At 62.9% G+C, this 25517-nt stretch carries 18 protein-coding genes; 16 read left to right on the forward strand and 2 right to left on the reverse strand.

All coding sequences use genetic code 11. From position 1 onward, the window contains the following. Positions 1-5: 5 nt before the first annotated feature. Both tssJ and tagH read right to left on the reverse strand, forming a co-directional pair. On the reverse strand, positions 6-512 hold the full coding sequence (tssJ, locus tag ACMTA2_RS00285) for a type VI secretion system lipoprotein TssJ (RefSeq protein WP_413793231.1): 507 nt from the start codon (positions 510-512) through the stop codon (positions 6-8). Positions 513-577: 65 nt separating this feature from the next. Continuing rightward, positions 578-2053, reverse strand: coding sequence for a type VI secretion system-associated FHA domain protein TagH (tagH, locus tag ACMTA2_RS00290; protein ID WP_413793232.1), 1476 nt, complete (start codon positions 2051-2053; stop codon positions 578-580). A gap of 406 nt (positions 2054-2459) precedes the next feature. Between tagH and tssA the strand changes: the two genes are divergently transcribed. The 16 genes from tssA (at position 2460) to ACMTA2_RS00370 (ending at position 25516) form a co-directional block, all read left to right on the forward strand. Then, positions 2460-3497: a type VI secretion system protein TssA gene (gene tssA, locus ACMTA2_RS00295; RefSeq protein ID WP_413793233.1), complete on the forward strand. Its 1038-nt coding sequence runs from the start codon at positions 2460-2462 to the stop codon at positions 3495-3497. A gap of 81 nt (positions 3498-3578) precedes the next feature. Then, a complete protein-coding gene (gene tssB / locus ACMTA2_RS00300; protein ID WP_413793234.1) occupies positions 3579-4085 on the forward strand; it encodes a type VI secretion system contractile sheath small subunit in 507 nt (168 codons plus the stop codon). A gap of 2 nt (positions 4086-4087) precedes the next feature. Continuing rightward, positions 4088-5584, forward strand: coding sequence for a type VI secretion system contractile sheath large subunit (tssC, locus tag ACMTA2_RS00305; protein WP_063323773.1), 1497 nt, complete (start codon positions 4088-4090; stop codon positions 5582-5584). A gap of 229 nt (positions 5585-5813) precedes the next feature. After that, complete coding sequence (locus tag ACMTA2_RS00310; protein ID WP_003206927.1) at positions 5814-6302, forward strand: Hcp family type VI secretion system effector; 489 nt, start codon at positions 5814-5816, stop codon at positions 6300-6302. Between the two features lie 79 nt (positions 6303-6381). After that, on the forward strand, positions 6382-6837 hold the full coding sequence (locus tag ACMTA2_RS00315) for a T6SS effector amidase Tae4 family protein (protein WP_413793235.1): 456 nt from the start codon (positions 6382-6384) through the stop codon (positions 6835-6837). Further along, positions 6834-7283: a hypothetical protein gene (locus ACMTA2_RS00320; RefSeq protein WP_413793236.1), complete on the forward strand. Its 450-nt coding sequence runs from the start codon at positions 6834-6836 to the stop codon at positions 7281-7283. Before ACMTA2_RS00315 ends, ACMTA2_RS00320 begins: the two co-directional genes overlap by 4 nt. Further along, a complete protein-coding gene (gene tssE, locus ACMTA2_RS00325) occupies positions 7277-7789 on the forward strand; it encodes a type VI secretion system baseplate subunit TssE (protein WP_058542707.1) in 513 nt (170 codons plus the stop codon). The genes ACMTA2_RS00320 and tssE overlap by 7 nt, the downstream gene beginning before the upstream one ends. Further along, positions 7786-9645: a type VI secretion system baseplate subunit TssF gene (tssF, locus tag ACMTA2_RS00330; RefSeq protein ID WP_413793237.1), complete on the forward strand. Its 1860-nt coding sequence runs from the start codon at positions 7786-7788 to the stop codon at positions 9643-9645. Before tssE ends, tssF begins: the two co-directional genes overlap by 4 nt. Further along, positions 9609-10661, forward strand: a complete 1053-nt coding sequence (tssG, locus tag ACMTA2_RS00335) for a type VI secretion system baseplate subunit TssG (protein WP_413793238.1) — start codon at positions 9609-9611, stop codon at positions 10659-10661. The genes tssF and tssG overlap by 37 nt, the downstream gene beginning before the upstream one ends. Then, positions 10654-13344, forward strand: coding sequence for a type VI secretion system ATPase TssH (gene tssH / locus ACMTA2_RS00340; protein WP_413793239.1), 2691 nt, complete (start codon positions 10654-10656; stop codon positions 13342-13344). Before tssG ends, tssH begins: the two co-directional genes overlap by 8 nt. 158 nt (positions 13345-13502) lie before the next feature. Beyond that, positions 13503-15434, forward strand: a complete 1932-nt coding sequence (locus ACMTA2_RS00345) for a type VI secretion system Vgr family protein (protein ID WP_413793240.1) — start codon at positions 13503-13505, stop codon at positions 15432-15434. Between the two features lie 17 nt (positions 15435-15451). Beyond that, a complete protein-coding gene (locus ACMTA2_RS00350; RefSeq protein ID WP_413793241.1) occupies positions 15452-15886 on the forward strand; it encodes a DcrB-related protein in 435 nt (144 codons plus the stop codon). A gap of 12 nt (positions 15887-15898) precedes the next feature. After that, a complete protein-coding gene (locus ACMTA2_RS00355) occupies positions 15899-20344 on the forward strand; it encodes an RHS repeat-associated core domain-containing protein (protein ID WP_413793242.1) in 4446 nt (1481 codons plus the stop codon). Between the two features lies 1 nt (position 20345). Continuing rightward, a complete protein-coding gene (locus tag ACMTA2_RS00360) occupies positions 20346-20624 on the forward strand; it encodes a hypothetical protein (RefSeq protein WP_413793243.1) in 279 nt (92 codons plus the stop codon). Between the two features lie 72 nt (positions 20625-20696). Next, a complete protein-coding gene (locus tag ACMTA2_RS00365; protein WP_413793244.1) occupies positions 20697-25115 on the forward strand; it encodes an RHS repeat-associated core domain-containing protein in 4419 nt (1472 codons plus the stop codon). Continuing rightward, entirely contained in the window at positions 25106-25516 is a 411-nt protein-coding gene (locus ACMTA2_RS00370; RefSeq protein WP_413793245.1) for an SMI1/KNR4 family protein, read from the forward strand. The genes ACMTA2_RS00365 and ACMTA2_RS00370 overlap by 10 nt, the downstream gene beginning before the upstream one ends. Position 25517: the final 1 nt, after the last annotated feature.

Consider the following 25517-nt stretch of genomic DNA (forward strand, 5'->3'; position numbering starts at 1 on the left):
ATTGCTTATTGGGCAGGGCTGGATGGGGGGACGACGACGGCGCTGCGCACGGCGCGCACATCGAGGCTGATCTGGTATTCGGTGTATTCGCGCGCCGGGACATTCATCACCGTGCGCCACAGCGACTGGTCCAGTTCGCGATAGCCCACCAGTATTCCGATGTGCCGCGTGGCCGGATCGAGGTCGCGTTGCAGGCTCAGTTGCTGGCCGGGCTGGATCAGCACCTCGTCCTGGTCGATCAGGTCGGCGCCCAGGGTGGCCTGGGCCCGTTCGGCCAGGGCGAAGTAATCGGAACGGCCAAAGGTCGCGGCATTTTTCAGTTCGAAAATACGCACCCGGACCGGGGCCGGCTGGCCGGTGGCGCCGGGGTTGAGGCCGGCAATGGCATGGAAATGCAGCTCGATGGCGGCGGTGTCGGCCTCAGCCTCTTCGGCCTGGGAGTTGCCCGCATCCTTGGCGCACGCCGTCAACAGAAGCGCGGTGGCGACTGCGAGTAAAAACCTGGGAATCATCCTGCGTCCTCAATGACGTTTAAGCTATCCGTTGTGGTATCAATCTTGTTATAGGGCAGCGCCGCTCAACGGCGTCGCTGTCGCGTACTGTGTTCTTCGTAGGCGCGACTGAACTCGCGACCGAACAGGTCCTGGAAATCCTCCTGGGCTTCCCGGGAAATGTTGCTGTAGAGCTCGGTGAACTGCTGCCAGTACTGGGCCTGGCGCGAGCCGCTGAAAATACCCGACAGTCCACCCGGCCTGGCCATGCGCTCTTCCAGTTGTGCCGGTTCGAAGCGCCCCAGCAAATGCTTGATGGCCGCTTCCACGCCGGCCATGACCGCCAGTTGGTGGGCCCGCACGTCATCGAAACTGTCGCGCACTGCCGCATCCGGGGCCATGAACGCCTGGTTGCCGTGACGCAACAGCAGCAACAGGGCTTCATCGACATTGGGGGCGAACTTCAGCGGGTTGTTTTCCACCGGCTGGATCATCGTCTGCTGGATGCGGAACTCCCCCTTGAGGCTGCTGCGGGCGCGCAAGACATCGATCAGGCCTTCGACCATCAACCGATAACTGCGCCCGATGCTTTCCATCTGCGCTTCGGCGTTGGCCTTGTCCAGGCGCAACTGGTCCAGCCCGGCACCGCGCAGAAAGGCTTGCAGCAAGTCGGGTTGGGCGGCCTCGACCGGGGCGGCTGGAGCAACGGGAGCAACGGGAGGTGCGACCGGGGGTTCGACGCGGGTCACCGGCGCTTCAGGCACGGGGGCCGGCGGCGGAGCACCGATATCAGCAAAGATGTCGGCGAGCGGCGGCACAACAGGCGTCGCGACCGGTTCAACCGTCGGCGGTAGCGGCGGCGGTGTCACGGGCAGCGGGGCAGGCTTGTCGCTGAACGGATCCCAGTCGTCCGGGATCACCGAGGCGGACGGCGGTATCACCGGTTCGACCACTGGCGGCGGGCTCGGCCGCGGAATCGGCGTTGGCGGGCGGAAATCGTGTTGCTCGGCTGGGACATGGTCGGGCTGGGTGGCCGGCGGGACACTGCTAGGGGTCAAGAAATCGAACAGGTCCGGCAAGGTATCCATGGCCGAGACACCCTGCAAATGCGCAGGCACCTGGACCGGTGACGGCCCAGGAATCGGCGACGGCGTATACACGGGGGCGCTCTGTTGCCCCATCAAGGCCTCGAAACTGCTGGGCGACTCGGCGAAGGGGTTGCTGTCGGTGACCGGCAGGCTGAAATCCACGCGCGCCTGGATTTCATAATCACCGATGCGGATCACTTCGCCGTCTTGCAGGGGCTCGCTGTTACCCTTGCGCAGGCGTACCCCGGCCTTGACCAATTCCACACCATTGGTGCTGTTATCGGTCAGGTAATAACGCCCGTCTTTGTATTGGATAACGCAATGTTTACCGGAAACCAAACGCTCAGGGTCCGGTAATACCCAGTCATTATCGGAACTACGGCCAATTGCCATCACCCCCTGGTCCATGGACTTTTCAGAACACTGGCCTGGAGTAATTTTGTGATAACTAGTGATAGTCAAACACAGCGGCATCTTGCCTCCTTGCTGAATACTTCGCGCGCGGGCGGGAGTGAGGGTTCAGGCCCTGACCGACCCGCCGGCAACCTTGCCAACCACCGTGGAAACGGCTTTTTGCCAGCATCATAACCGGCTTGCGTGACAAAAACCCCACGTCAGTCGCCGCTTCGACCGATGAGTCGGGCAGGCTGTTAAGCGCATCACAACTGTTACATGGGGGATACACAGGCGAAATAGCTTACCTTGACAAGCGATAAGTACTACACCAAAAATGCACAACTTCTTGAATATAAGTGATGGCACTTTAAGATCACTCCAGATCTAACGGGCCATTACCGCCAAGGAACATGTGAAGTTTCATCCGAAACTTGCGTGTGAACTGCCCGACTTCTTCAAGCGGGTGATAGGGAGATCGATCGAAGTGGATGTGCCTTTGTTGCTCGCCGCCGTTTCCGCGACTTCGCCATGTGGTGAAGACCTGGAATATGACGCGGATTTCCTGCGCCTGGAACGCGACTCGCGGGGCCAACCCGAGCGCAGCATGGGCGATTCGACCCTGCCTGCCGAACCCCCTGAATGGCGCAGCATCCAGCAACAGAGCCTGGACTTGCTGCAGCGCAGTAAAGACCTGCGCATCACCCATTTCCTGATGCAAAGCGCCCTGGCCCTCGAAGGCTTGCCGGGCATGGCCCGCGTGCTGACGCTGATCAGCGAGCTGCTCAAGCAATACTGGGCCGAACTGCATCCGCGCCTGGACGCCGATGACGACAACGACCCCACCGTGCGTATCAATGCCCTCGCCGGCCTGACGTCCGACGTCACCCTCCGCCTGCTGCGCGAAAGCATCCTGACCCGTTCGCGAACCTTCGGTGCCGTCAGCCTGCGCGCCGCCGCCAATGCCAGTGGCCTGCAAAGTTTCCCGGATGAAAACCTCGGCGCCGAACAGCTCGCCGGGGCCCTGCTCGACAGCGATCCCGAGCAGTTGGAAATCACCCGCGCCGCCCTGCTCGAAGCCCGCAGCGCCGCCGAAGCCATCGAGCAACAGGTCAGCGACCAGGTCGGTTCCGCCCAAGGCGTGGACCTCGGCCCGTTGAAGCAACCGTTGAAGATGGCCCTGCAGATTCTCGGCCAGTTCGCCCCGCAGAGTGGCAACAGCGCCCCGGCCGACTCCGCCAGCGACGACAGCACCGCGCCGACCGAACAGGCCAGCGCCCCAAGCGCACCGCGCAACGCCGGCACAAGCACCGTCAGTGGTGAAATCAACAACCGCGACGACGTGCTGCGCAGCCTGGATCGGATTCTCGCTTACTACACCCGTCATGAGCCCTCCAGCCCGCTGCCGGTGCTGTTGAACCGGGCCAAGAATCTGGTGCATGCCGACTTCGCGGCCATTGTGCGCAACCTGATTCCCGACGGCATGAGCCAATTTGAAAACCTGCGCGGCCCAGACAGCGAATAAAAAGCGAGCGGATCACGCAGTCACGTCACCGGCACCCCCGATGACGCCAACACCGTCGCTCAAGCGACCAGGAGCAGCAACGTGGCGAAGCAAAGTTCTCAGAAATTCATCGCGCGCAACCGCGCGCCTCGAGTGCAGATCGAGTACGACGTCGAGCTCTACGGCGCCGAGAAAAAGGTCCAGTTGCCCTTCGTCATGGGCGTCATGGCCGACCTCGCCGGCAAGCCCGCCGAGCCTCTGGCACCGGTGGCCGACCGCAAGTTCCTCGAGATCGACGTCGACAATTTCGACTCGCGCCTCAAGGCCATGCAGCCGCGCGTGGCGTTCCATGTGCCTAACGAACTGACCGGCGAAGGCAACCTGAGCCTGGACCTGACGTTCGAAAGCATGGACGACTTCAGCCCGGCGGCCGTGGCCCGCAAGGTCGACTCGCTGAACAAGCTGCTCGAAGCGCGCACCCAGTTGGCCAACCTGTTGACCTACATGGACGGCAAGACCGGCGCCGAAGAAATCATCATGAAGGCGATCAAGGACCCAGCGCTGTTGCAGGCCCTGGCGAACGCGCCGAAGCCAGCACAGGACCAATGATCATGACTGACAATACAGCCCGCGAAGGCGTTCAGAACCTGGGCGCAACCGAAGAAACCAGCGAGTTCGCGTCCCTGCTGCTGCAAGAATTCAAACCCAAGACCGAGCGTGCCCGCGAAGCCGTTGAAACGGCCGTGCGCACCCTGGCTGAACAGGCCCTGGCGCAGACCGACCTGGTGTCCAACGACGCCATCAAGTCGATCGAATCGATCATCGCCGCCATCGACGCCAAGCTCACCGCCCAGGTCAACCAGGTCATCCACCACCCCGACTTCCAGCAACTGGAAAGCGCCTGGCGTGGCCTGCACTACCTGGTCAACAACACCGAGACCGATGAGCAGCTCAAGATCCGCGTGCTCAACATCTCCAAGACCGACCTGCACAAGACCCTGAAGAAATTCAAGGGCACCGCGTGGGACCAGAGCCCGATCTTCAAGAAGATGTACGAAGAAGAATACGGCCAGTTCGGCGGCGAGCCTTACGGCTGCCTGGTGGGCGACTACTACTTCGACCAATCGCCACCGGATGTCGAGCTGCTGGGCGAACTGTCGAAAGTCTGCGCGGCCATGCACTCCCCGTTCATCGCTGCGGCATCGCCGACCGTGATGGGCATGGGCTCGTGGCAGGAACTGTCGAACCCGCGCGACCTGACCAAGATCTTCACCACCCCGGAATACGCCGGCTGGCGCTCGCTGCGTGAATCGGAAGACTCGCGCTACATCGGCCTGACCATGCCGCGTTTCCTGGCACGCCTGCCGTACGGTGCCAAGACCGACCCGGTGGAAGCCTTCGCCTTCGAAGAAAACACCGACGGTGCCGACAGCTCCAAGTACACCTGGGCCAACGCAGCCTATGCGATGGCCGTGAACATCAACCGTTCGTTCAAACACTTCGGCTGGTGCTCGCGCATCCGTGGCGTGGAGTCCGGCGGCGAAGTGGAAAACCTGCCAGCCCACACCTTCCCGACCGACGACGGTGGTGTGGACATGAAGTGCCCGACCGAAATCGCCATCTCGGACCGCCGTGAAGCGGAACTGGCGAAGAACGGTTTCATGCCGCTGCTGCACAAGAAAAACACCGACTTCGCCGCGTTCATCGGCGCCCAGTCGCTGCAGAAACCGGCCGAATACGACGACCCGGACGCCACCGCCAACGCCAACCTGGCGGCGCGCCTGCCGTACCTGTTCGCCACCTGCCGTTTCGCCCACTACCTCAAGTGCATCGTGCGCGACAAGATCGGCTCCTTCAAAGAGAAGGACGAGATGCAGCGCTGGTTGCAGGACTGGATCCTCAACTACGTCGACGGCGACCCGGCGCACTCCACCGAGACCACCAAGGCCCAGCATCCACTGGCTGCCGCCGAGGTGATCGTCGAAGAAGTCGAAGGCAACCCGGGGTACTACAACTCCAAGTTCTACCTGCGCCCGCACTACCAGCTCGAAGGGCTGACCGTGTCGCTGCGCCTGGTATCGAAACTGCCGTCGGCCAAGGGCGCGTAAGGATTTACTGAAACGGGTGGCCGGGAACCCTGTGGGAGCGAGCTTGCTCGCGATAGCGGTGGATCAGCTTGCATTGATGTCGGATGTGACGCAGCCATCGCGAGCAAGCTCGCTCCCACAGGGGATCTCCGGCAGGCTGGAGATCGTCTTCCACCCCGTTCAGCACCCGTAATTTCGCAAGGTCAGCGTCAACCAAACAATGTGGTTAGAAACCACACAGGGAGAAAACATGGCTGTTGATATTTTCATCAAGATCGGCGACATCAAGGGCGAGTCCATGGACAAGGCCCACAAGGACGAGATCGACGTCCTGAACTGGAGCTGGGGCATGTCCCAGTCCGGCAACATGCACGTGGGCAGCGGCGGTGGTGCCGGCAAGGTCAACGTCCAGGACCTGTCCCTGACCAAGTACGTCGACAAGGCTTCGCCGAACCTGATGATGCACTGCGCCAGCGGCAAGCACATCGACAAGGTCAAGCTGACCGTGCGCAAGGCCGGCGGTGAAAGCCAGGTCGAGTACATGATCATCAACCTGGAAGAAGTGCTGGTTACTTCCCTGAGCACTGGCGGCTCGGGCGGCGATGATCGCCTGACCGAAAACGTCACCCTGAACTTCGCCAAGGTGCTGGTGGACTACCAGCCACAGAAAGCCGACGGCACCAAGGAAGGCGGCCCGGTCAAGTTCGGCTGGAACATCCGTCAGAACGTCAAGGTGTAATCGAAAATACTCCCGGTGCCACGCGCCGGGGGTGTTTGGTGCTTGCTCGAATCCAATTCTTTACCGCGCGGTGTGAGTCATGGCCAAGCCTTCGTTTATCAATCTGTGGAAAGCCTATTCCGATCTGCTGGTGACCTACCCCGACGCGAAACCCTGTGATGGTCCGTGGGCCAACCAGTGCGCGATTCGCATGAGCATCACACTCAATACCGAGTTGACCATCAAGGTCAACAAGTCCACCTACACCGAACCCAAGTGTGCACATGAGCACGCCAGGGGGGCCGAATCGCTGGCGAATTGGTTGTGGAAACATCACCTGGGCCGCCCGTTGATCCTCGGCGGAACTGCCGCGGACCGACGCAAGCTGCAAGACAAGACCGGCCTGATTTTCTTCAAGGATTGCTTCCAGCAATTGGGAGAGTCTCCGGACGGTCGCACCGGCGACCATATCGACCTCTGGAACCGTGGCCTGACCCTCGGGTATGACGATCCGGCCTATCGATCCCGAGCGATCTGGTTCTGGGAGCTTCTATGATCAAGGCTCACTGCGCGATATGGGTGGGCTGCCTGTTAACCAGCCTGACCGCCTGTGCCCAGCAGCAATCCCCATCGGCAACGCCCTCCACGACGGCGGAGCAGGTTGTCTCGTTGGGCGGGCAAACGCTGATGCTGGAGAACGACCAGGCGCGCTGCGTGCTGCGCAAGCCCGACCACACCCTGATGCCGCTCGACTTGGCGTGGCCCTGCCAGTTCACGGTCGATCGACAAGGCAACCCCCATGTCGAGACCTTCGGCAAGGTGCCCATCGTCATCGTTGTCCATGTGGCGGCTGACCCTCATGACAGCCAGGCATGTCGCTCCGAGTACCGCGCCATACGCCAGATCAATGGGCAGCTCGAACCTTCGGTCATCGCTCGCAATGCCAGTTGCATGCGCGGCACAGGTGACCAGAAGAATTACACAGGCCTTTTCACTTGGTAACCGAAATCGCCACCCGCGATCGCCTCCAGCCCTCCCTATTGGACCGGTTGACCGACGACGATCCGACCAACCCCAAGGAAAGCGCCGACAAACGCGTGCTGTCCCTGACCCAATTGAAAGCCTCGGTGCTGCGTGACCTGGCGTGGCTGCTCAACACCACGTCATTGCTCGACGCCGATGCCACGCTGCACACCCCGGCGGGCACCTCGGTGGTGAATTTCGGCCTGCCGGCACTGGCCGGCAACAGCGCGTCGAACGTCGATGTCTCGGCCCTGGAAACCTTGATCCACCAGGCCATTGCCACCTTCGAACCGCGCATCCTGCGCCACACTCTGCGGGTGCGGGCCCGGGCGACGGCCGAGATGAACCACAACGCCTTGAGTTTCGAAATCGAGGGCGACCTCTGGGCACAGCCGGTGCCCCTGCGCCTGATGCTGCAAACCGACCTGGACCTGGAAACCGGCCACGTGCGGGTGGTCAATGCCGACCAGCGGAGACGTTCATGAACCCGCGTTTGCTGGACCTGTACAACCAGGAACTTCACCATGTGCGCGAAAGCGCGGCGGAGTTCGCCAAGGAATACCCCAAGATCGCCAGCCGGCTGACGTTGTCCGGCATGGACTGCGCCGACCCGTACGTGGAGCGTCTGCTGGAAGGCTTCGCCTACCTGACGGCGCGGGTGCAGCTCAAGCTCGACGCCGAGTACCCGACCTTCACCCACAACCTGCTGGAAATCGCCTACCCCCATTACCTGGCGCCCACGCCGTCGATGACCGTGGTGCAGATGCAGGCCGACCCGGACGAAGGCTCGCTGAGCAGTGGTTTCCCGCTGCCTCGCGACAGCGTCCTGCGCGCGGCCCTGGGTCGCGAAACCCAGACCTGCTGCGAGTACCGTACCGCCCACGCGGTGACGTTGTGGCCGTTGCAGGTCAGCCAGGCCGAATACTTCGGCAACCCGTCCGCCGTGCTCGGGCGCCTGGCCGCCAGTGAACCGAAAGCCAAGGCCGGCCTGCGCCTGACCCTGCGCACCGGTGCCGAACTGCCGTTCAACAGCCTGGCCCTGGACAACCTGCCACTGTACTTGAGCGGCGCCGACGAACAGCCCTTCCGCCTCTACGAACAATTGCTGGGCAATGCCTGCGCGGTGTTCGCCCGCAAGCCCGGCGGCGACTGGGTCGAACGGCTGCCCCAGGATGCGTTGCGCTCGCGCGGCTTCGACGATGCCGACGCCGCACTACCGGTGGTGTCGCGGGCCTTCCAGGGCTATCGCCTGTTGCAGGAATACTTCGCCCTGCCCCACCGCTTCCTGTTTGTCGATTTCACCCAGTTGAGCCGCGCGGTCAAGCGCTGCGACGGCCAGGAGCTGGAGCTGATCGTGCTGTTCGACCGTCACGATCCGAGCCTGGAGGGCAGCGTCGGCGCTTCGCAGTTCCTGCCGTTCTGCACCCCGGCCATCAATCTGTTTCCCAAGCGCCTGGACCGCATCCACTTGTCGGAGCGGGTCAACGAACACCACGTGATCGCCGACCGCACCCGGCCGATGGATTTCGAAGTGCATTCGTTGAGCGGTCTCACCGGCCACGGCACCGGGCCGGAACAGCCGTTCCTGCCGTTCTACGCCGTGCGCGATCCATCCCGTTATGGCCGCGACCAGGCCTACTACACCGTACGCCGCGAACCGCGCGTGCTGTCCAGCGACCAACGGCGCAACGGCCCGCGCTCGACCTACATTGGCAGCGAAACCTTCGTCAGCCTGGTGGACAGCCAGCAGGCGCCCTACCGCCATGACCTGCGCCAATTGGGCGTGACCGCGCTGTGCACCAACCGCGACCTGCCACTGTTCATGAGCGTGGGCAACGGCAAAACCGATTTCACCCTGGCCGACAGTGCGCCGGTAGGCGCGGTGCGCTGTGTGGCAGGCCCCAGTCGCCCCCGGGCCAGCCATGCCCACGACGCCAAGGCCTGGCGACTGATCAGCCAGTTGTCGCTGAACTACTTGTCGTTGAGCGAACAAGGCCAAGGCGCCGCCGCCCTGCGCGAACTGCTGCGCCTGTACGGCGACAGCAACGACGCGGCGCTGCAATTGCAGATCGAAGGCCTGCGGGACGTCAGCAGCAAGGCCTGCACCCGGCGTCTGCCGATGCCCGGTCCGATCGTGTTCGGTCGGGGCCTGGAGATCACCCTGGAATTCGATGAAAACGCGTTTCGCGGCACCGGGGTATTCCTGCTCGGTGCGGTGTTCGAGCGCTTCCTGGCACGCTACGTGTCGATCAACAGTTTTACCGAGACGGTGATCCGTACCACCGAACGCGGCGAGATCATGCGATGGAAAGCCAAGCCCGGACGTCGTCCGACCCTGTGAGTACCCTGGAGGCGATGCACCAGGAGCCCTGGGAATACGACTTCTTCCAGGCGTTGCGGCGCATCGAGTGCGAATCCCCCGAGCTGCCGCGCCTGGGCCATTCCCTGCGCCTGGCCGATGACCCGTTGCGCCTCGGGCAACAGGCCGACTGCACCTTCGCCCCGGCCACCCTCGCCTCGGTGCAACCGGGCGGCGACGGTACGCCGGCGCGCCTGGAGCAATTTTTCTTCGGCCTCGGCGGCCCCAACGGCCCGATGCCGTTGCATATCACCGAGTACGTGCGCGAACGCCAGCGCAACAACGCCGACAGCACCAGCAAGCGCTTCCTCGATGTGTTTCACCATCGCCTGCTCAGCCTGTTCTACCGGGCCTGGGCCGAAGCGCGGCCGACAGTCAGCCATGACCGCCCGGACGACGATTATTGGTCGGCGCGCCTGGCGGCACTCAGCGGCCGGGGCATGCCGAGCCTGCTCAAGCAGGGGCTGATCCCCGACACGGCGAAGTTGCACTACAGCGGCCACCTGTCGGCACAAACCCGCTACCCGGACGGTTTGAAGGCGATCCTTGGCGAGTATTTCGGCCTGCCGGTGGAGATCGAGGAATACGTCGGCCAATGGCTGGAACTGCCCGAACGCAGCCGCGTCGGGGTCAGCGCCCACCAATTGGGCGTGGACTTCTGCCTGGGCCGCTACGTGTGGGATCGCCAGCACAAATTCCGCATTCGCCTGGGGCCACTCAAGCTCGTCGACTACATGGGCATGCTACCCGGCAGCCAACCGTTCAACGAGCTGGTGGCCTGGGTCGCCGAATACCTGGGCCACGAGCTGGACTGGGACCTGAACCTGGTCCTGGAGCAGCCCGAAGTCCCGGCATTGCAACTCAATGGCCGTTTCCGCCTGGGTTTCAACACCTGGCTGGGCCGCCCCGAAACAGATGCCAACGATTTAATACTGGCCCGGCATTACGCCGAGCAGGCCAACACCTCACAGACCTCAAGGAGCCATGAGCATGGGTGAAATCAGTCGCGCCGCGTTGTTCGGCAAACTCAACAGCGTGGCCTACAAAGCCATCGAAGCCGCCACCGTGTTCTGCAAGTTGCGCGGTAACCCTTATGTGGAACTGGCCCACTGGTTTCACCAGTTGCTGCAACTGCAGGACTCGGACCTGCATCGCATCATCCGCCAGTTCAACATCGAGCCGGCACGCCTGGCCCGCGACCTGACCGACGCCCTGGACCGCCTGCCACGGGGTTCGACGTCCATCACCGACCTGTCCTCCCACGTCGAAGAAGCCGTGGAACGCGGCTGGGTCTACGGCAGCCTGATGTTCGGCGAAAGCCAGGTGCGCACCGGTTACCTGGTGCTGGGCATCCTCAAGACGCCAAGCCTGCGCCACGCGCTGCTGGGCCTGTCGTCGGAGTTCGACAAGGTCAAGGTCGAGGCCCTGAGCGAGCGCTTTGACGAATACGTCGGCGACTCGCCGGAAAACGCCCTGACCGCCAGCGACGGCTTCAATGCCGGCGCCGTGCCGGGCGAAGCCAGCGGTGCCATGGCCCCCAGCGCCATGGGCAAGCAGGAAGCCCTCAAGCGCTTTACCGTCGACCTCACCGAGCAGGCCCGCAGCGGCAAGCTCGACCCCATCGTCGGCCGTGACGAAGAGATCCGCCAACTGGTGGACATCCTCATGCGCCGCCGGCAGAACAACCCGATCCTCACCGGTGAAGCCGGCGTGGGCAAGACCGCCGTGGTCGAAGGCTTCGCCCTGCGCATCGTCGCCGGCGACGTGCCGCCGTCGCTCAAGGACGTGGAATTGCGCAGCCTCGACGTTGGCCTGCTGCAGGCCGGCGCGAGCATGAAAGGCGAATTCGAACAGCGCCTGCGCCAGGTCATCGAAGACGTCCAGGCCTCGCCCAAGCCGATCATCCTGTTCATCGACGAAGCCCACACCCTGGTGGGTGCCGGTGGCGCCGCCGGCACGGGCGACGCGGCCAACCTGCTCAAACCGGCGTTGGCCCGCGGCACCTTGCGCACCGTGGCCGCCACGACCTGGGCCGAGTACAAGAAGCACATCGAAAAAGACCCGGCCCTGACCCGGCGTTTCCAAGTGGTGCAAGTGGCCGAGCCGTCGGAAGACAAGGCCCTGCTGATGATGCGCGGCGTGGCCTCGACCATGGAAAAACACCATCAGGTACAGATCCTCGACGAAGCCCTCGAAGCCTCGGTCAAGCTGTCCCACCGCTACATCCCCGCGCGCCAGTTGCCGGACAAATCCGTGAGCCTGCTGGACACCGCTTGCGCCCGCGTCGCCATCAGCCTGCACGCCGTGCCGGCCGAAGTGGACGACAGCCGTCGGCGCATCGAAGCACTGGAAACCGAGCTGCAAATCATTGCCCGTGAACACGCGATCGGCGTGGTCATCGGCACACGCCAGACCCAGAGCGAAACCCTGTTGAGCGCCGAACGCGAGCGCCTGGCCGAGCTGGAAAACCGCTGGGCCGAAGAGAAAACCCTGGTGGATGAACTGCTCGCCACCCGTGCCACCCTGCGCGAACGCGTTGGCGTGGTGGACAGCGAGGACAGCAGCGAAGCTTCCGACAACGAAAGCCACGCCCTGCGCGAGAAACTGGTGGACCTGCAACAGCGCCTGACCGCCCTGCAAGGCGAAAACCCGCTGATCCTGCCGACCGTGGATTACCAGGCCGTGGCCTCGGTGGTCGCCGACTGGACCGGTATCCCGGTGGGCCGCATGGCTCGCAACGAACTGGAAACCGTGCTCAACCTCGACCAGCACCTGAAAAAACGCATCATCGGCCAGGACCATGCCTTGCAGATGATCGCCAAGCGCATCCAGACCTCCCGCGCCGGCCTCGACAACCCCAGCAAGCCGATTGGCGTGTTCATGCTCGCCGGCACCTCCGGCGTGGGCAAGACCGAAACCGCCCTGGCCCTGGCCGAAGCCATGTATGGCGGCGAGCAGAACGTCATCACCATCAACATGAGCGAGTTCCAGGAAGCCCACACCGTGTCGACCCTCAAGGGCGCGCCACCGGGCTACATCGGCTACGGTGAAGGCGGCGTGCTGACCGAAGCCGTGCGGCGCAAACCGTACAGCGTGGTGCTGCTGGACGAGGTGGAAAAAGCCCACCCGGACGTGCATGAAATCTTCTTCCAGGTGTTCGACAAGGGCGTGATGGAGGACGGCGAAGGCCGGGTGATCGACTTCAAGAACACCTTGATCCTGCTGACCACCAACGCCGGCACCGAGCTGATTGCCGACGTCTGCAAGAACCCGCAGGACGTGCCCGAGCCGGAAGAAATCGCCAAGGCCCTGCGCCAGCCGCTGCTGGAGATTTTCCCGCCGGCCTTGCTCGGCCGCCTGGTGACGATCCCGTACTACCCGCTCAGCGACGAGATGCTCAAGGCCATTACCCGCCTGCAACTCAACCGCATCAAGAAACGGGTGGAGAGCACCCACAAAGTCGCCTTCGACTACGACGACGCAGTGATCGACCTGATCGTCTCGCGCTGCACCGAGACCGAAAGCGGCGGGCGCATGATCGACACCATCCTGACCAACAGCCTGTTGCCGGACATGAGCCGCGAGTTCCTGACCCGCATGCTCGAAGGCAAGGCCTTGGCCGGGGTGCGGATCAGCGCCGTGGACAACGAATTGCAGTACGATTTCAGCGACGCGGCCTGACGGTAAGGAACACTGCAAGACCCCGTGGGAGCGAGCTTGCTCGCGATAGCGCAGTCACATCCAACATCCGTGTTGACTGACACACCGCCATCGCGAGCAAGCTCGCTCCCACAGTTGTTCCAATCAGCGGCGCAGCCATTACAACGACGAGATAACCGATGTTATTCAACCAAGCCTCACGCCTGGCCAAGATCACCAGCCCCCTGGGCCCCGAGGTGTTGTTGCTCAAGGACATGGGCGGCGGCGAAGAGCTGGGAAGGCTGTTCAACTACGAGTTGCAGCTGCACTCGCTGGACAACGCCATCGACCTCAACCAGCTACTCGGCAAGCCCATGTGCGTGAGCCTGCAGCTCGATGGCGGTGGCGAGCGCTACTTCCATGGCATCGTCGCCCGTTGCAGCCAGAACGTAGACCAGGGCCAGTTCGCCAGTTACCAAGCCACGCTGCGACCGTGGCTGTGGTTGCTGACCCGCACCTCCGATTGCCGGATTTTCCAGAACCTGACCATCCCGCAGATCATCAAGCAGGTGTTCCGCGACCTGGGCTTTTCCGATTTCGAAGACACCTTGAGCCAGACGTATCGCGAGTGGGAATACTGCGTGCAGTATCGCGAGACCAGCTTCGATTTCGTCAGCCGGCTGATGGAACAGGAAGGGATCTACTACTTCTTCCGCCATGAGCAGGGCCGTCATGTGCTGGTGCTGGCCGATGCCTACGGCGCCCACACCACGGCCCCCGGTTACGGCTCGGTGCCGTACTACCCGAAGAACGAGCAGCAGCGCGAGCGCGACCACATCCACGACTGGCACCTGGCCCAGGAGGTCCAGCCGGGTTCGCTGGAACTCAACGACTACGACTTCCAGCGCCCCAGCGCGCGCATCGATGTGCGCTCGGCCATGCCGCGCCCACACACGGCTGGCGACTATCCGCTGTACGACTACCCCGGCACCTACGTGCAAAGCGCCGACGGCGAACACTATGCCCGCACCCGCATCGAAGCCTTGCAGACCCTGCACGAACAGGTCGAGCTGGCGGGTAACGCCCGAGGCCTGGGCTCGGGGCATCTGTTCAGCCTCACCGGCTTCAGCCGCCAGGACCAGAACCGCGAATACCTGATCGTCGGCGCCCGCTACTACCTTTCCCAGGAAAGTGGCGAGACCGGTGGCGGCGCGCCGACCGCGCAGTTCGAAAGCAGCCTGACCTGCATCGATGCCCAGCAGAGTTATCGTCCGCTGGCGACTACCCACCGCCCCATCGTCAAGGGCCCGCAGACCGCGTTGGTCGTGGGCCCCAAGGGCGAGGAAATCTGGACCGACCAGTTTGGCCGGGTGAAGGTGCATTTCTATTGGGACCGTCACGACCAGTCCAACGAAAACAGCTCGTGCTGGATTCGTGTGTCGCAATCCTGGGCTGGAAAAAACTGGGGCTCGATGCAGATCCCGCGCATCGGCCAGGAAGTCATCGTGAGCTTCCTCGAGGGCGACCCGGACCGGCCGATCATCACCGGTCGCGTCTATAACGCCGAGCAGACCGTGCCCTACGACCTGCCTGAGAACGCGACCCAGAGCGGCATGAAAAGCCGTTCGAGCAAGGGCGGCACGCCGGCGAACTTCAACGAAATCCGCATGGAAGACAAGAAAGGCGCCGAGCAGCTGTACATCCATGCCGAGCGCAACCAGGACATCGTGGTCGAGGTGGACGAAAGCCATTCGGTGGGCCATGACCGCAACAAGAGCATCGGCCACAACGAAACGGTGACCATCGGCAACAACCGCCTGCGCATCGTCAAGCAGGAGGACATCCTCTCGGTGGGCCAGCGCAAGACCGACAGCATCAGCCAGAGCTACGTCATCGAAGTGGGCGAGAACCTGCGCCTGGTATGCGGTGAAAGCATCCTGGAGCTCAACGCCAGCGGCCAGATCAACCTGACCGGCGTGCAGATCAGCTTCTACGCCAGCGGCGATGCCGAGTTCAACACCGGCGGCGTGCTGCACCTGAACAATGGCGGCGGCCCCGGCGCCACGCCTGATGGCCAGGGCGTCAAGGGCAGCATCGACGCCAACATCAACGCCGCGTTCCCCAAGGGCTAACTTCGAGATTTATGCGCATGACTTACCGCCTCAATGAATTCCAGCTCCAGTTGCCGCCCAGCGAGTTGCTGGACGCGACGATCAACATCCTCAAGTTCCCTGAACTGGGCACCTCCTTGATCGTCAGCCGCAGCCTGCTGGCCGAAGGCGAGACCCTGCAAAGCAACCTCGACGACCAGCTCAAGCGCCTGGAAAAACAGGTCCAGGACTTGCGCTGCCAACCGGGCGCCACCCTGCGCGTGGGCGCCAACCAGGAAGTCGAAGCCATCGAGCTGCGTAGCCAGTTCAACAAAGGCAACGAAAAGGTCTTCCAGTACCAATTGGCGCTGGTACTGCCTGGCACCCGCAAGATGCTTGCCTTGAGCTACGTGAAAGCGGAAAAACTCGGCGACGCCGAGGCGGCGCATTGGGCGACGATCAAAAGCTCGCTGGTGTTCGACGTTCCGGTTTGATGAGCGCCTTGCATGTCTGACGTACTCTGGGCCGCCCGGCTGGGCGATGCGCTGAACCACACCTCGATGATGGCCGATATCCTTGGCGGCGTCCTGGAAGTGGCCGCGAACATTGCGATCACCGCCGTGGCGACGGCTGCCGTGGTGGCCGCGACGGGCATCACCGTTGCCACGGGCGGGTTGGGTTGTTTCCTGCTCGGCGCCGTGGTGGGCGCCGTCGTGGGCCTGGCCATGAGCAAGACCGGGGCCGACAAGGGGTTGAGCGATATATGCGAGGGCATCGGCAATGCCCTCTTCCCGCCCACGGTGCAGGCCAACATCCTCACCGGCTCCACCAACACCTTGACCAACAACATCCCTGCCGCCCGCGCCGCCGGGGCGATCGAGTCCCATGTCGCGCCGGCTGGCACCGAACTTGAAGCACCCGAAGCCGAACCCAGCTACCTGGACATGGCCGAAAATTTCTTCTCGCAGATGTGGCGTCCCACCGTCGCCGTGCCCGCGCCCGGTGCCGTGCCCAAGCCACTGGACATGATCACCTGCATGAAACACCCGCCGATGCCGCCGCAGTTCCTGGCCGAAGGCTCGGACAAAGTGACCATCAATGGCCAGCCCGCCGTGCGCAGTGGCGACCGCAGCACCTGCGATGCGACCGTGGTGTCGTCCGGGTTGATTTCCCCTGACGTGACCATTGGTGGCGGTTCAGTGGTGGTGCGCGAGATCCGCAGCGGCAAGACACCAGGCGTAGGATTGGCCGTCACGGCCTTGCTGATGCTCAAGGGCGGCAAAGGCAAATTCCTCAGTAACCTGCCGTGCATGCTGGTCGGCGGCGCGGCCTCGATGGCCGTCAGCAGCGCGATGGGCGCCGCCGCCAATGCCGCCATGGGCTCGTCGAACCCCGTGCATGCTGCCACCGGGGCCAAGGTACTGGGCGATGTCGAGGAGATGGACTTCGTCCTGCCCGGCATCTTCCCGATCGACTGGCAGCGTTTCTACAACAGCCGCGACGAACGCCATGACGGCCTGTTCGGGGCGAGTTGGAGCGTGCCCTATGAGGTGCGTGTCGAAATCCTGCCTCACCCCGAGGGCGGCGAAACCCTGGTCTACACCGATGAACAGGGCCGACGCATCGACATGGGCTCGATTCCCTTGGGCGGCGCCGTGTTCAGTGCTGGTGAAGGCCTCAGTGTACGGCGCCATGTCAACGGCGAACTGCTGATCGAGAGCGCAGACGGGTTGTACCGGCTGTTCGAACCCACGCCCACCCATGCATCGCTGCTGCGCCTGAACCAACTGGGTGATCGCAACGACAATCGCATCCACCTGGACTACGACGACACCGGACGCCTGGCGCAACTGCGAGACACCTTCGACCTGACTCGCATCGCGCTGGCGTATGACCCGCGCTGGCCGCAACGGGTCAGCCGGATCGACCGCCTCTATGCCGATCAACGCCGGGAAGTGCTGATGCACTATGGCTACGACGGCCAGGGCAATCTGGAACAGGTCCGTCAGTCCAACGGCCAGGTGAAGCGTCGCTATGCCTACGATGCCGGGCGGCGAATGGTGGAACACCAACTGCCCACCGGGCTGCGCTGTTTCTATGAATGGGCACTGGTTGAAAACCTGGAGTGGCGGGTTGTTCGTCACTGGACCGACGCCGGCGATACCTACACCTTCGACTACGACCTGGCCGCCGGCACCACGCGCATCACCGACGGTTTGAATCGCATCAGCACCCGTCGCTGGGATGCCCGCTATCAGATCACCGAAGCCACCGACGCGCTGGGTCGCACCTGGACCTTCCAGTGGAACGACGAAAGCCAGCTACTGGGGGCGACCGCCCCCAACGGCGGGCAACATCAGTTCAGCTATGACGAGGCGGGCAACCTCTGCGAAACCCGCGACCCGCTGGGGCGCAGCGAATCAACCCTGTGGCTCGAGCACTGGGCCCTGCCCCTGGCTGAAACCGATGCCGCGGGAAACACCTGGCAATATCGCTATGACTCACGGGGCAATCGCATTCGGGAAACCGACCCGCTGGGCCACGTCACCCGCTACCGCCACGACGCCCACGGCCAAGTCGTGGAAATCATTGACGCCACCGGCAAAAGCAAGACATTGCGCTGGACGCCCCTGGGTCAACTCAGCGAACACACCGACTGCTCTGGTTACACCACACGCTTGAGCTACTGCGAGCGCGGGCTGTTGCTCAGCAGCACCGATGCGCTGGGGGAGCGGACGCTGTTCAGCTACGACGATCAAGGCCGGTTGCTTGGCAAACAACTGCCGGACGGGCGCACTGAGCACTACCAGCGCGATGCGAGCGGACAGTTGATCGGCTATAGCGACCCCGCCGGGCACACGACGCATTTCCAGCACACCCCAAGCGGCCAACTGCAGGTGCGCACCGACGCCCATGGCCGCCGGGTGGAACTGAGCTACGACAACTACGGGCGCCTGCTGGCGCTGACCAACGAAAATGGCGAGTGCTACCGATTTGCCTGGGACGCCGCCGACCGCCTGAGCGCCCAGCACAGCCTGGACGGCAGCCTCAAGCGCTACGCCTACGACCCCCTGGACAACGTCACCCGCATAGAGGCCCTCGCGGTGCCCGGCAGCACTGACCTGCAGGGCTCACCGCAAGCGCCGATCATTCATGAACTGCAACGCGACGCGGTGGGACGGCTGGTGGCAAAAGTCACCGAAGACGGGCGTACCGAGTACAGCTATGACGCGCTCGACCAAGTCCACGCCATCACCTTCACTCACCCGTCCGGCGAAGTGCAAACCGTGGGGTTCGATTACGACGCATTGGGACAACTGGTGACCGAGCAGGGTTGGTCCGGGTGCCTCGAACATCGCTACGACGAACTGGGCAACCTGACCCAGACGCTGCTTCCCGATGGCCGTTGGCTGAACCGCCTGCACTACGGCAGCGGCCACCTGCACCAGATCAACCTTGATGGCCGCGTCATCAGCGATTTCGAACGCGACCGCCTGCACCGCGAAGTGCTGCGTACCCAGGGGCGCCTGAGCACTCGCAGCGAATACGACCGCAGCGGCCGCCTACGCGCCCGCCAGCGTCGACAGCAAGACCAATCCACATTGCTGCCTCCAGCGGCGCAATCGCTGTTTGGCTATGACGCCAGCGACCAGTTGGTGGAACGTTTCGATAGCCAGCCCGACGCCACCCATCGCCAGTTGCTGCACTACGACGCCACCGGCCGCATCCTCGCCAGCCAGGACAACCTCCAGGGCCAGCGTGAAGGCTTTGCCTATGACCCCGCCGCCAACCTGCTCGACGGGCTCTCGGCCGGTGCCGGGCGGGTCGCGCATAACCGCCTGTTGACCTACCAGGACAAGCGCTACCGCTATGACGGTTTCGGCCGCATGGTGGAAAAACGCAGTGCCCGGCGTGGCGTCCAGCGTTTTCACTACGACGCCGAGCAACGCCTGGTGGAGGTTCACAACGACAATGGCTCGGTCGTGAAAATGACCTACGACCCGCTGGGTCGACGCATCGAGAAAACCGAATACGACCGCCACGGCACGTTGCTCGGCCGCACCCGTTTCACCTGGGATGCACTGCAACTGTTGCAGGAACAGCGCGACAACCAGACCAGCCTCTATATCTATGCCGACGACAGCTACGAACCCCTGGCGCGCGTCGACGGCCTGGGCGAGCAGCAAAAGGTCCGTTATTACCACAACGACTTCAATGGCCTGCCCGAACAGCTCTCGGAGGCCGATGGCCACACACTCTGGCGTGCCCGTCACCAGGTATGGGGCGGCACGGCCGAAGAGTTGCGCGAACCGTATTACATCGAAGAGCAGAACCTGCGTTTCCAGGGCCAATACCTGGACCGCGAAACCGGGCTGCACTACAACACCCTGCGCTTCTACGACCCGGACATAGGCCGTTTCACCACACCGGACCCCATCGGCCTGGCGGGTGGGCTGAACCTCTACCAGTACGCGCCGAACCCGGTGAGTTGGATCGACCCGTCAGGGCTGATGAAATGCTCGACACCCCCCAAGGGCCGCAAGGTCAACCGGACGGTGTATCGCTTTGAAGAGCCCGGGCGCATCAGCACCACATGGACGGCGCACAAGTGGAACGTTGCCTCCCGGCACCGCTACACCGCCCCGGGACTGGGCGGCGTCTATGGTGCCAACTCACGCAAGACCGCCATGGGCGAAGTCAATCACTGGGGGGTGGACCTCTCCACACGGGTGCTGGTGAGCAAGAAAGTGCAGCTCAACAATGTCCTGGATCTGACCCGGGCCGATGTGCGCAAGCAGTTGGGTGTTTCCCTCAAGAGCATCACCGGCGACAAATACACCCAGACCCATCAAATCGGCGCCTGGGCCAAAGCTAATGGATATGATGGGATCCTGGCGCCGTCGGCGCGAAACCCGACCGGCAGCAACTTGATTTCCTTTGCAGGTTTTTAAAATGGGACTGGAAGACGAATACGTCGGCGACGCCGATTGGCAAACGTTCGTGCGGCTGTACGAAGAGGACTACCTGGACGATAACGCTCGCACGCTGGCCAAGGCCATGGACGACCAGCTCGACATGGCCGTGGTGCTCTACGGCAAAAGGGGGCTCAAGGAAGGCCTATGGTGGCTGGAACAGACCGTGCCCGCCTTGGGCAACAAACGCCCGGCCGACTGCCTCAAGACCCCAAAACTGATCAAGCGCCTGAGAATGGCCTTGATGAGCATGCCGTAACCGACCAGGAAAAAAAGCCAATGGAAGGCATCGCATCACGTAAGCGCTCAGCCTTGTGCATGACTATTCGCCATGTCTGACGCACTCTGGGCCGCTCGCCTGGGCGATGCACTGAACCACACCTCAATGATGGCCGACATCCTGGGCGGCGTATTGGAGGTGGCGGCGAACATCGCGATCACCGCCCTGGCGACCGCCGCCGTGGTCGCGGCCACGGGCATCACCGTCGTTACTGGCGGCCTGGGTTGCTTCGTCCTGGGCCTGGTGGTGGGCACCATCGTCGGCCTGGCCATGAGCAAGACCGGGGCCGACAAAGGCCTGAGCAATTTATGCGAGGGCATCGGCAACGCCCTCTTTCCACCCACGGTGCAGGCCAACATCCTCACCGGTTCCAAGGACACCCTCACCAACAACATTCCCGCTGCCCGCGCCGCCGGGGCGATTGAATCCCACGTTGCCCCGGCCGGCACCGAGCTTGAAACGCCGGAGCCTGAACAAGAGCCCAGCTACCTGGACATGGCCGGGGAGTTTTTCTCGCAGATGTGGCGCCCCACCGTCGCCACGCCCGCCCCCGGTGCCGTGCCCAAGCCCGAAGACCTGGTCATCTGCACCAAGCATCCACCGATGCCACCGCAGTTCATGGCCGAAGGCTCCGACAAAGTGACCATCAACGGCCAGCCCGCCGTGCGCAGCGGCGACCGCAGTACTTGCGATGCGACGGTGGTGTCGTCCGGGCTGATTTCGCCCAACGTGACCATTGGCGGCGGTTCGGTGGTGGTGCGCGAGATTCGCAGCGGCAAGACCCCCGGCGTAGGCCTGGCAGTCACCGCACTGCTGATGCTCAAGGGCGGCAAGGGCAAGTTCTTCAGCAAACTGCCGTGCATGCTGGTGGGCGGCGCGGTGTCCATGGCCGCCAGCAGCGCGGCGAACGCGGCCGCCAACGCCGCCATGGGCTCGTCGAACCCGGTGCACGCCGCCACAGGCGCCAAAGTATTGGGCGGTGACGAGGAACTGGATTTCGTCTTGCCCGGCATCCTGCCGATTGACTGGCAGCGCGTCTACAACAGCCGTGACGAACGCCGGAACAGCCTGTTCGGCACCGGCTGGAGCGTCGCCTACGAAGTCCAGGTGCAAATCCAGCCTCATCCCGAGGGTGGCGAAACCCTGGTCTACACCGACGAACAGGGCCGGCCCATCGACATGGGTTCCATCCCCTTGGGCGGCGCGGTGTTCAGCGCCGGCGAAGGCCTGGCCGTGCGCCGCCATGTGAACGGGCAATTGCTGATCGAAAGCGCAGACGGCCTGTACCGTTTGTTCGAACCTTCGCCGGCCAACCCATCACACTTGCGCCTGAGCCAACTGGGCGACCGCAACGACAACCGCATCCACCTCGACTACGACGACGCCGGACGCCTGGTGCGACTGCGCGACACCTTCGAGCGGGTGCAAGTCGAGCTGATCCGGGAAGGCGAACGCGTCACCCACATTGAACGCCTCTACCCCGACCAATCGCGGGAAGTGCTGGTCAGCTACGTCTACGACGCGGCCAACACCCTCGCCGAAGTGCGCGACGCCACCGGCCAGGTGCAACGGCGCTTCCGCTACGACGCCGGGCAACGGATGGTCGAGCACCAGTTGCCCACCGGCCTGCACTGCTTCTACGAATGGGCCCTGATCGACGATCAGGAATGGCGCGTGGTCCGGCACTGGACCGACGAAGGCGATGCCTACCAGTTCGACTATGACCTCAAGGCTGGCACCACGCGCATCAGCGACAGCCTGCAACGCGTCAGCACCCGGCACTGGAATAGCCAGCACCAGATCACCCAGTTCACTGACAACCTCGGCCAGACCTGGCTGTTCGAATGGAACGATGAGCGCCAGATGCTCGGCGCCACCGATCCACAGGGCGGCCAATACCAATTCAGCTACGACGAAGCCGGCAACCTGCTCAGCGAAACCGACCCGCTGGGCCGCAGCAGTTCGACGTTATGGCTCGAACACTGGGCCCTGCCGCTGGTAGACACCGACGCCGCCGGCAACAGCTGGAAATACCGCTACGACCAACGCGGCAACTGCACGGCGCAAACCGACCCTCTGGGCCACATCACCCGCTACCGCTACGACGCCCATGGCCAGGTCGTGGAGATCATCGACGCCACCGGCAAGAGCAAAAAGCTGCGCTGGAACCCGTTCGGCCAATTGGTGGAACACGTCGATTGCTCGGGTTACCCGACGCGCTTGAGCTACGACGCCCGCGGTTACCTGCACACCATCACCGACGCCCTCGGCGAGCGCACCCAATTGAGCTACGACGCCCAGGGACGTTTGCTCAGCAGCCAATTACCGGACGGCCGCACCGAATACTACCTGCGCGACACCGCCGGCCACCTCATCGGCTACACCGACCCGGCCGGGCACACCACGCTTTACCAACACAACCGCCGCGGCCAGGTCCGCCAACGCACCGACGCCCAGGGCCGGCAAGTGCAGTTCGCCTACGACAGCTTCGGCCGGCTGCAAGAGCTGACCAACGAGAATGGCGAGAGCTACCGGTTTGCTTGGGATGCCGGGGATCGGTTGACCGAACAACAAGACCTGGATGGCAGTGCCAAGCGCTACGACTACGACCGCCTCGACAACGTCGCAGCGGTGACGGCGATGCCTGCGCCGTACGGCACGGGCCTGGCGCTCATTCCCGAAACACCGCCGGCGCCCATCGTCCATCGCTTGGAACGCGACGCCGTGGGCCGGCTGATCGCCAAAGTCACCGACGATGGCCGCACTGAATACAGCTACGACCCGCTGGACCGACTCACCGCCGTCACCTTCACCGACCTGCAGGGCAACGCCCAGACCCTGAGCTTCGTCTACGACGCCCTCGGCCAGTTGCTCGCCGAGAACAGTGCCGGCGGCAGCCTGCAACACCACTACGACGAACTCGGCAACCTGATCCAGACCCAACTGCCCGATGGCCGCTGGGTCAACCGCCTGTACTACGGCAGCGGCCACCTGCACCAGATCAACCTCGACGGCCAGGTCATCAGCGACTTCGAACGCGACCGCCTGCACCGCGAAGTGCTGCGCACCCAAGGGCAGATCAGCACCCGCAGCGAATACGACCGCAGCGGCCGCCTGCGCGCACGGCAACGCCGTCACAGTAGTCAACCCTCGCTGTTGCCGGCGGCGGTGCAAAAACACTTCGAGTACGACCCCGCCGACAACCTGATCGGCAAACTCGACCAGCAACCCACCGGGCAACAGCGCCAGCTACTGCACTACGACGCCACCGGCCGCATCATCGCCAGCCAGGACAGCCTGCACGGCCAGCGCGAGACCTTCACCTACGACGCCGCCGCCAACCTGCTGGACGGCCCGGCCCCCGGCGCCGGGCTGGTGGTGCACAACAAACTGCTGACCTACCAGGACAAGCGCTACCGCTACGACGCCTTCGGCCGGATGATCGAGAAGCGCAGCGCCAAACGCGGCGTACAGCACTTTGCCTACGACGCCAACAGCCGCTTGATTGAAGTGCGCAACGACAATGGCAGCGTGGTGAAAATGGCCTACGACCCGCTGGGCCGGCGCATCGCCAAGACCGAACACGACAACAATGGTTACCCGCTGGGCGAAACCCGCTTCACCTGGGATGGCATGCGCTTGTTGCAGGAAAGTCGGTACAACCAGACCAGCCTTTATCTTTATACGGATAACACCTACGACCCCCTTGCGCGGATCGATGGATACGGCGCGCATCAGAAAGTCCGTTATTACCACAACGACCTGAACGGCCTGCCAGAACAACTCACAGAGGCCGACGGGCGTAGCGTCTGGCAAGCTCGCTTTGAGGTGTGGGGTAACCCCCTTCAGGAAATTCGTGAACCCTACTTCATCGAAGAGCAAAACCTGAGGTTCCAAGGACAGTACCTCGATCGAGAAATTGGGCTGCACTACAACGTTCTCAGGTTTTACGATCCAGACGTGGGTCGCTTCACTACGCCCGACCCAATAGGCTTGGCCGGGGGTCTTAATTTTTATGCCTATGCGCCCAACCCTATCGGCTATGCAGACCCTCTAGGCCTTGCAGTCGACCCGCTGATAAAACTGAAAGACCGTGGGTACACAGGCGTCACGAAGACACCCGGTGGAGGTCTCGACTATTCTGAAAGTGACGCGCTTTACAACAAGAAACCCGGCGTGAACCCAATCGTTAGAATTGAATACACCGGGGACTACGGGAAAGACTTCGAGGCCGCAAACAAGGCGGCCAACTTGAGTCAAAAAACTACGCCGTCCGGTCATGTATGGCACCACCTGGATGATTACGATCCCAAGACCAACACAGGCACGATGCAGCTCATCAAGCAAAACGCCCACAATGGCATAAGCCATAACGGCGGCGTCGCTCAGTACAAAGCAGCTACAGGCAAGGCCTATACCCACCCAGCTCGCTTCAAGAGCAGAACAAAAGGAGTATCCAAATGCAGCTGACCCTCGAAGAATCCGAACGCGCCCTCTCGGTGCAAGAGTTGAATGAGTTCCAAGAACAATTCAATGTGGAATTACCGACAGCCTTTAGGCAATTTTATCTAAAGCACAACGGCGGCGATTTGTCTGAGAGCAGCAGCGAGAATGATTTCTTGCTGGGTGGGTTCACTCCGATCAAATACGGACAAGCGCCTATCGAAACGGTCTATCGCGACTTGACGGACGATGTTCCGTCGCTAAAACAAATGATCCCCTTTGCGTACGATCACGGTGGCAATTCCTTCCTCTTATCCGTCAAGGAAGCTGACTTCGGGAATATTTACCTGTACTTGATGGATGAAGAGGATCTGGCGTTCGTATGCGAATCATTTGAAGCGTTCCTCGCTGAACTCACTGGCCAATAGC

Source organism: Pseudomonas medicaginis (assembly GCF_965119365.1).
Classification (GTDB): domain Bacteria; phylum Pseudomonadota; class Gammaproteobacteria; order Pseudomonadales; family Pseudomonadaceae; genus Aquipseudomonas.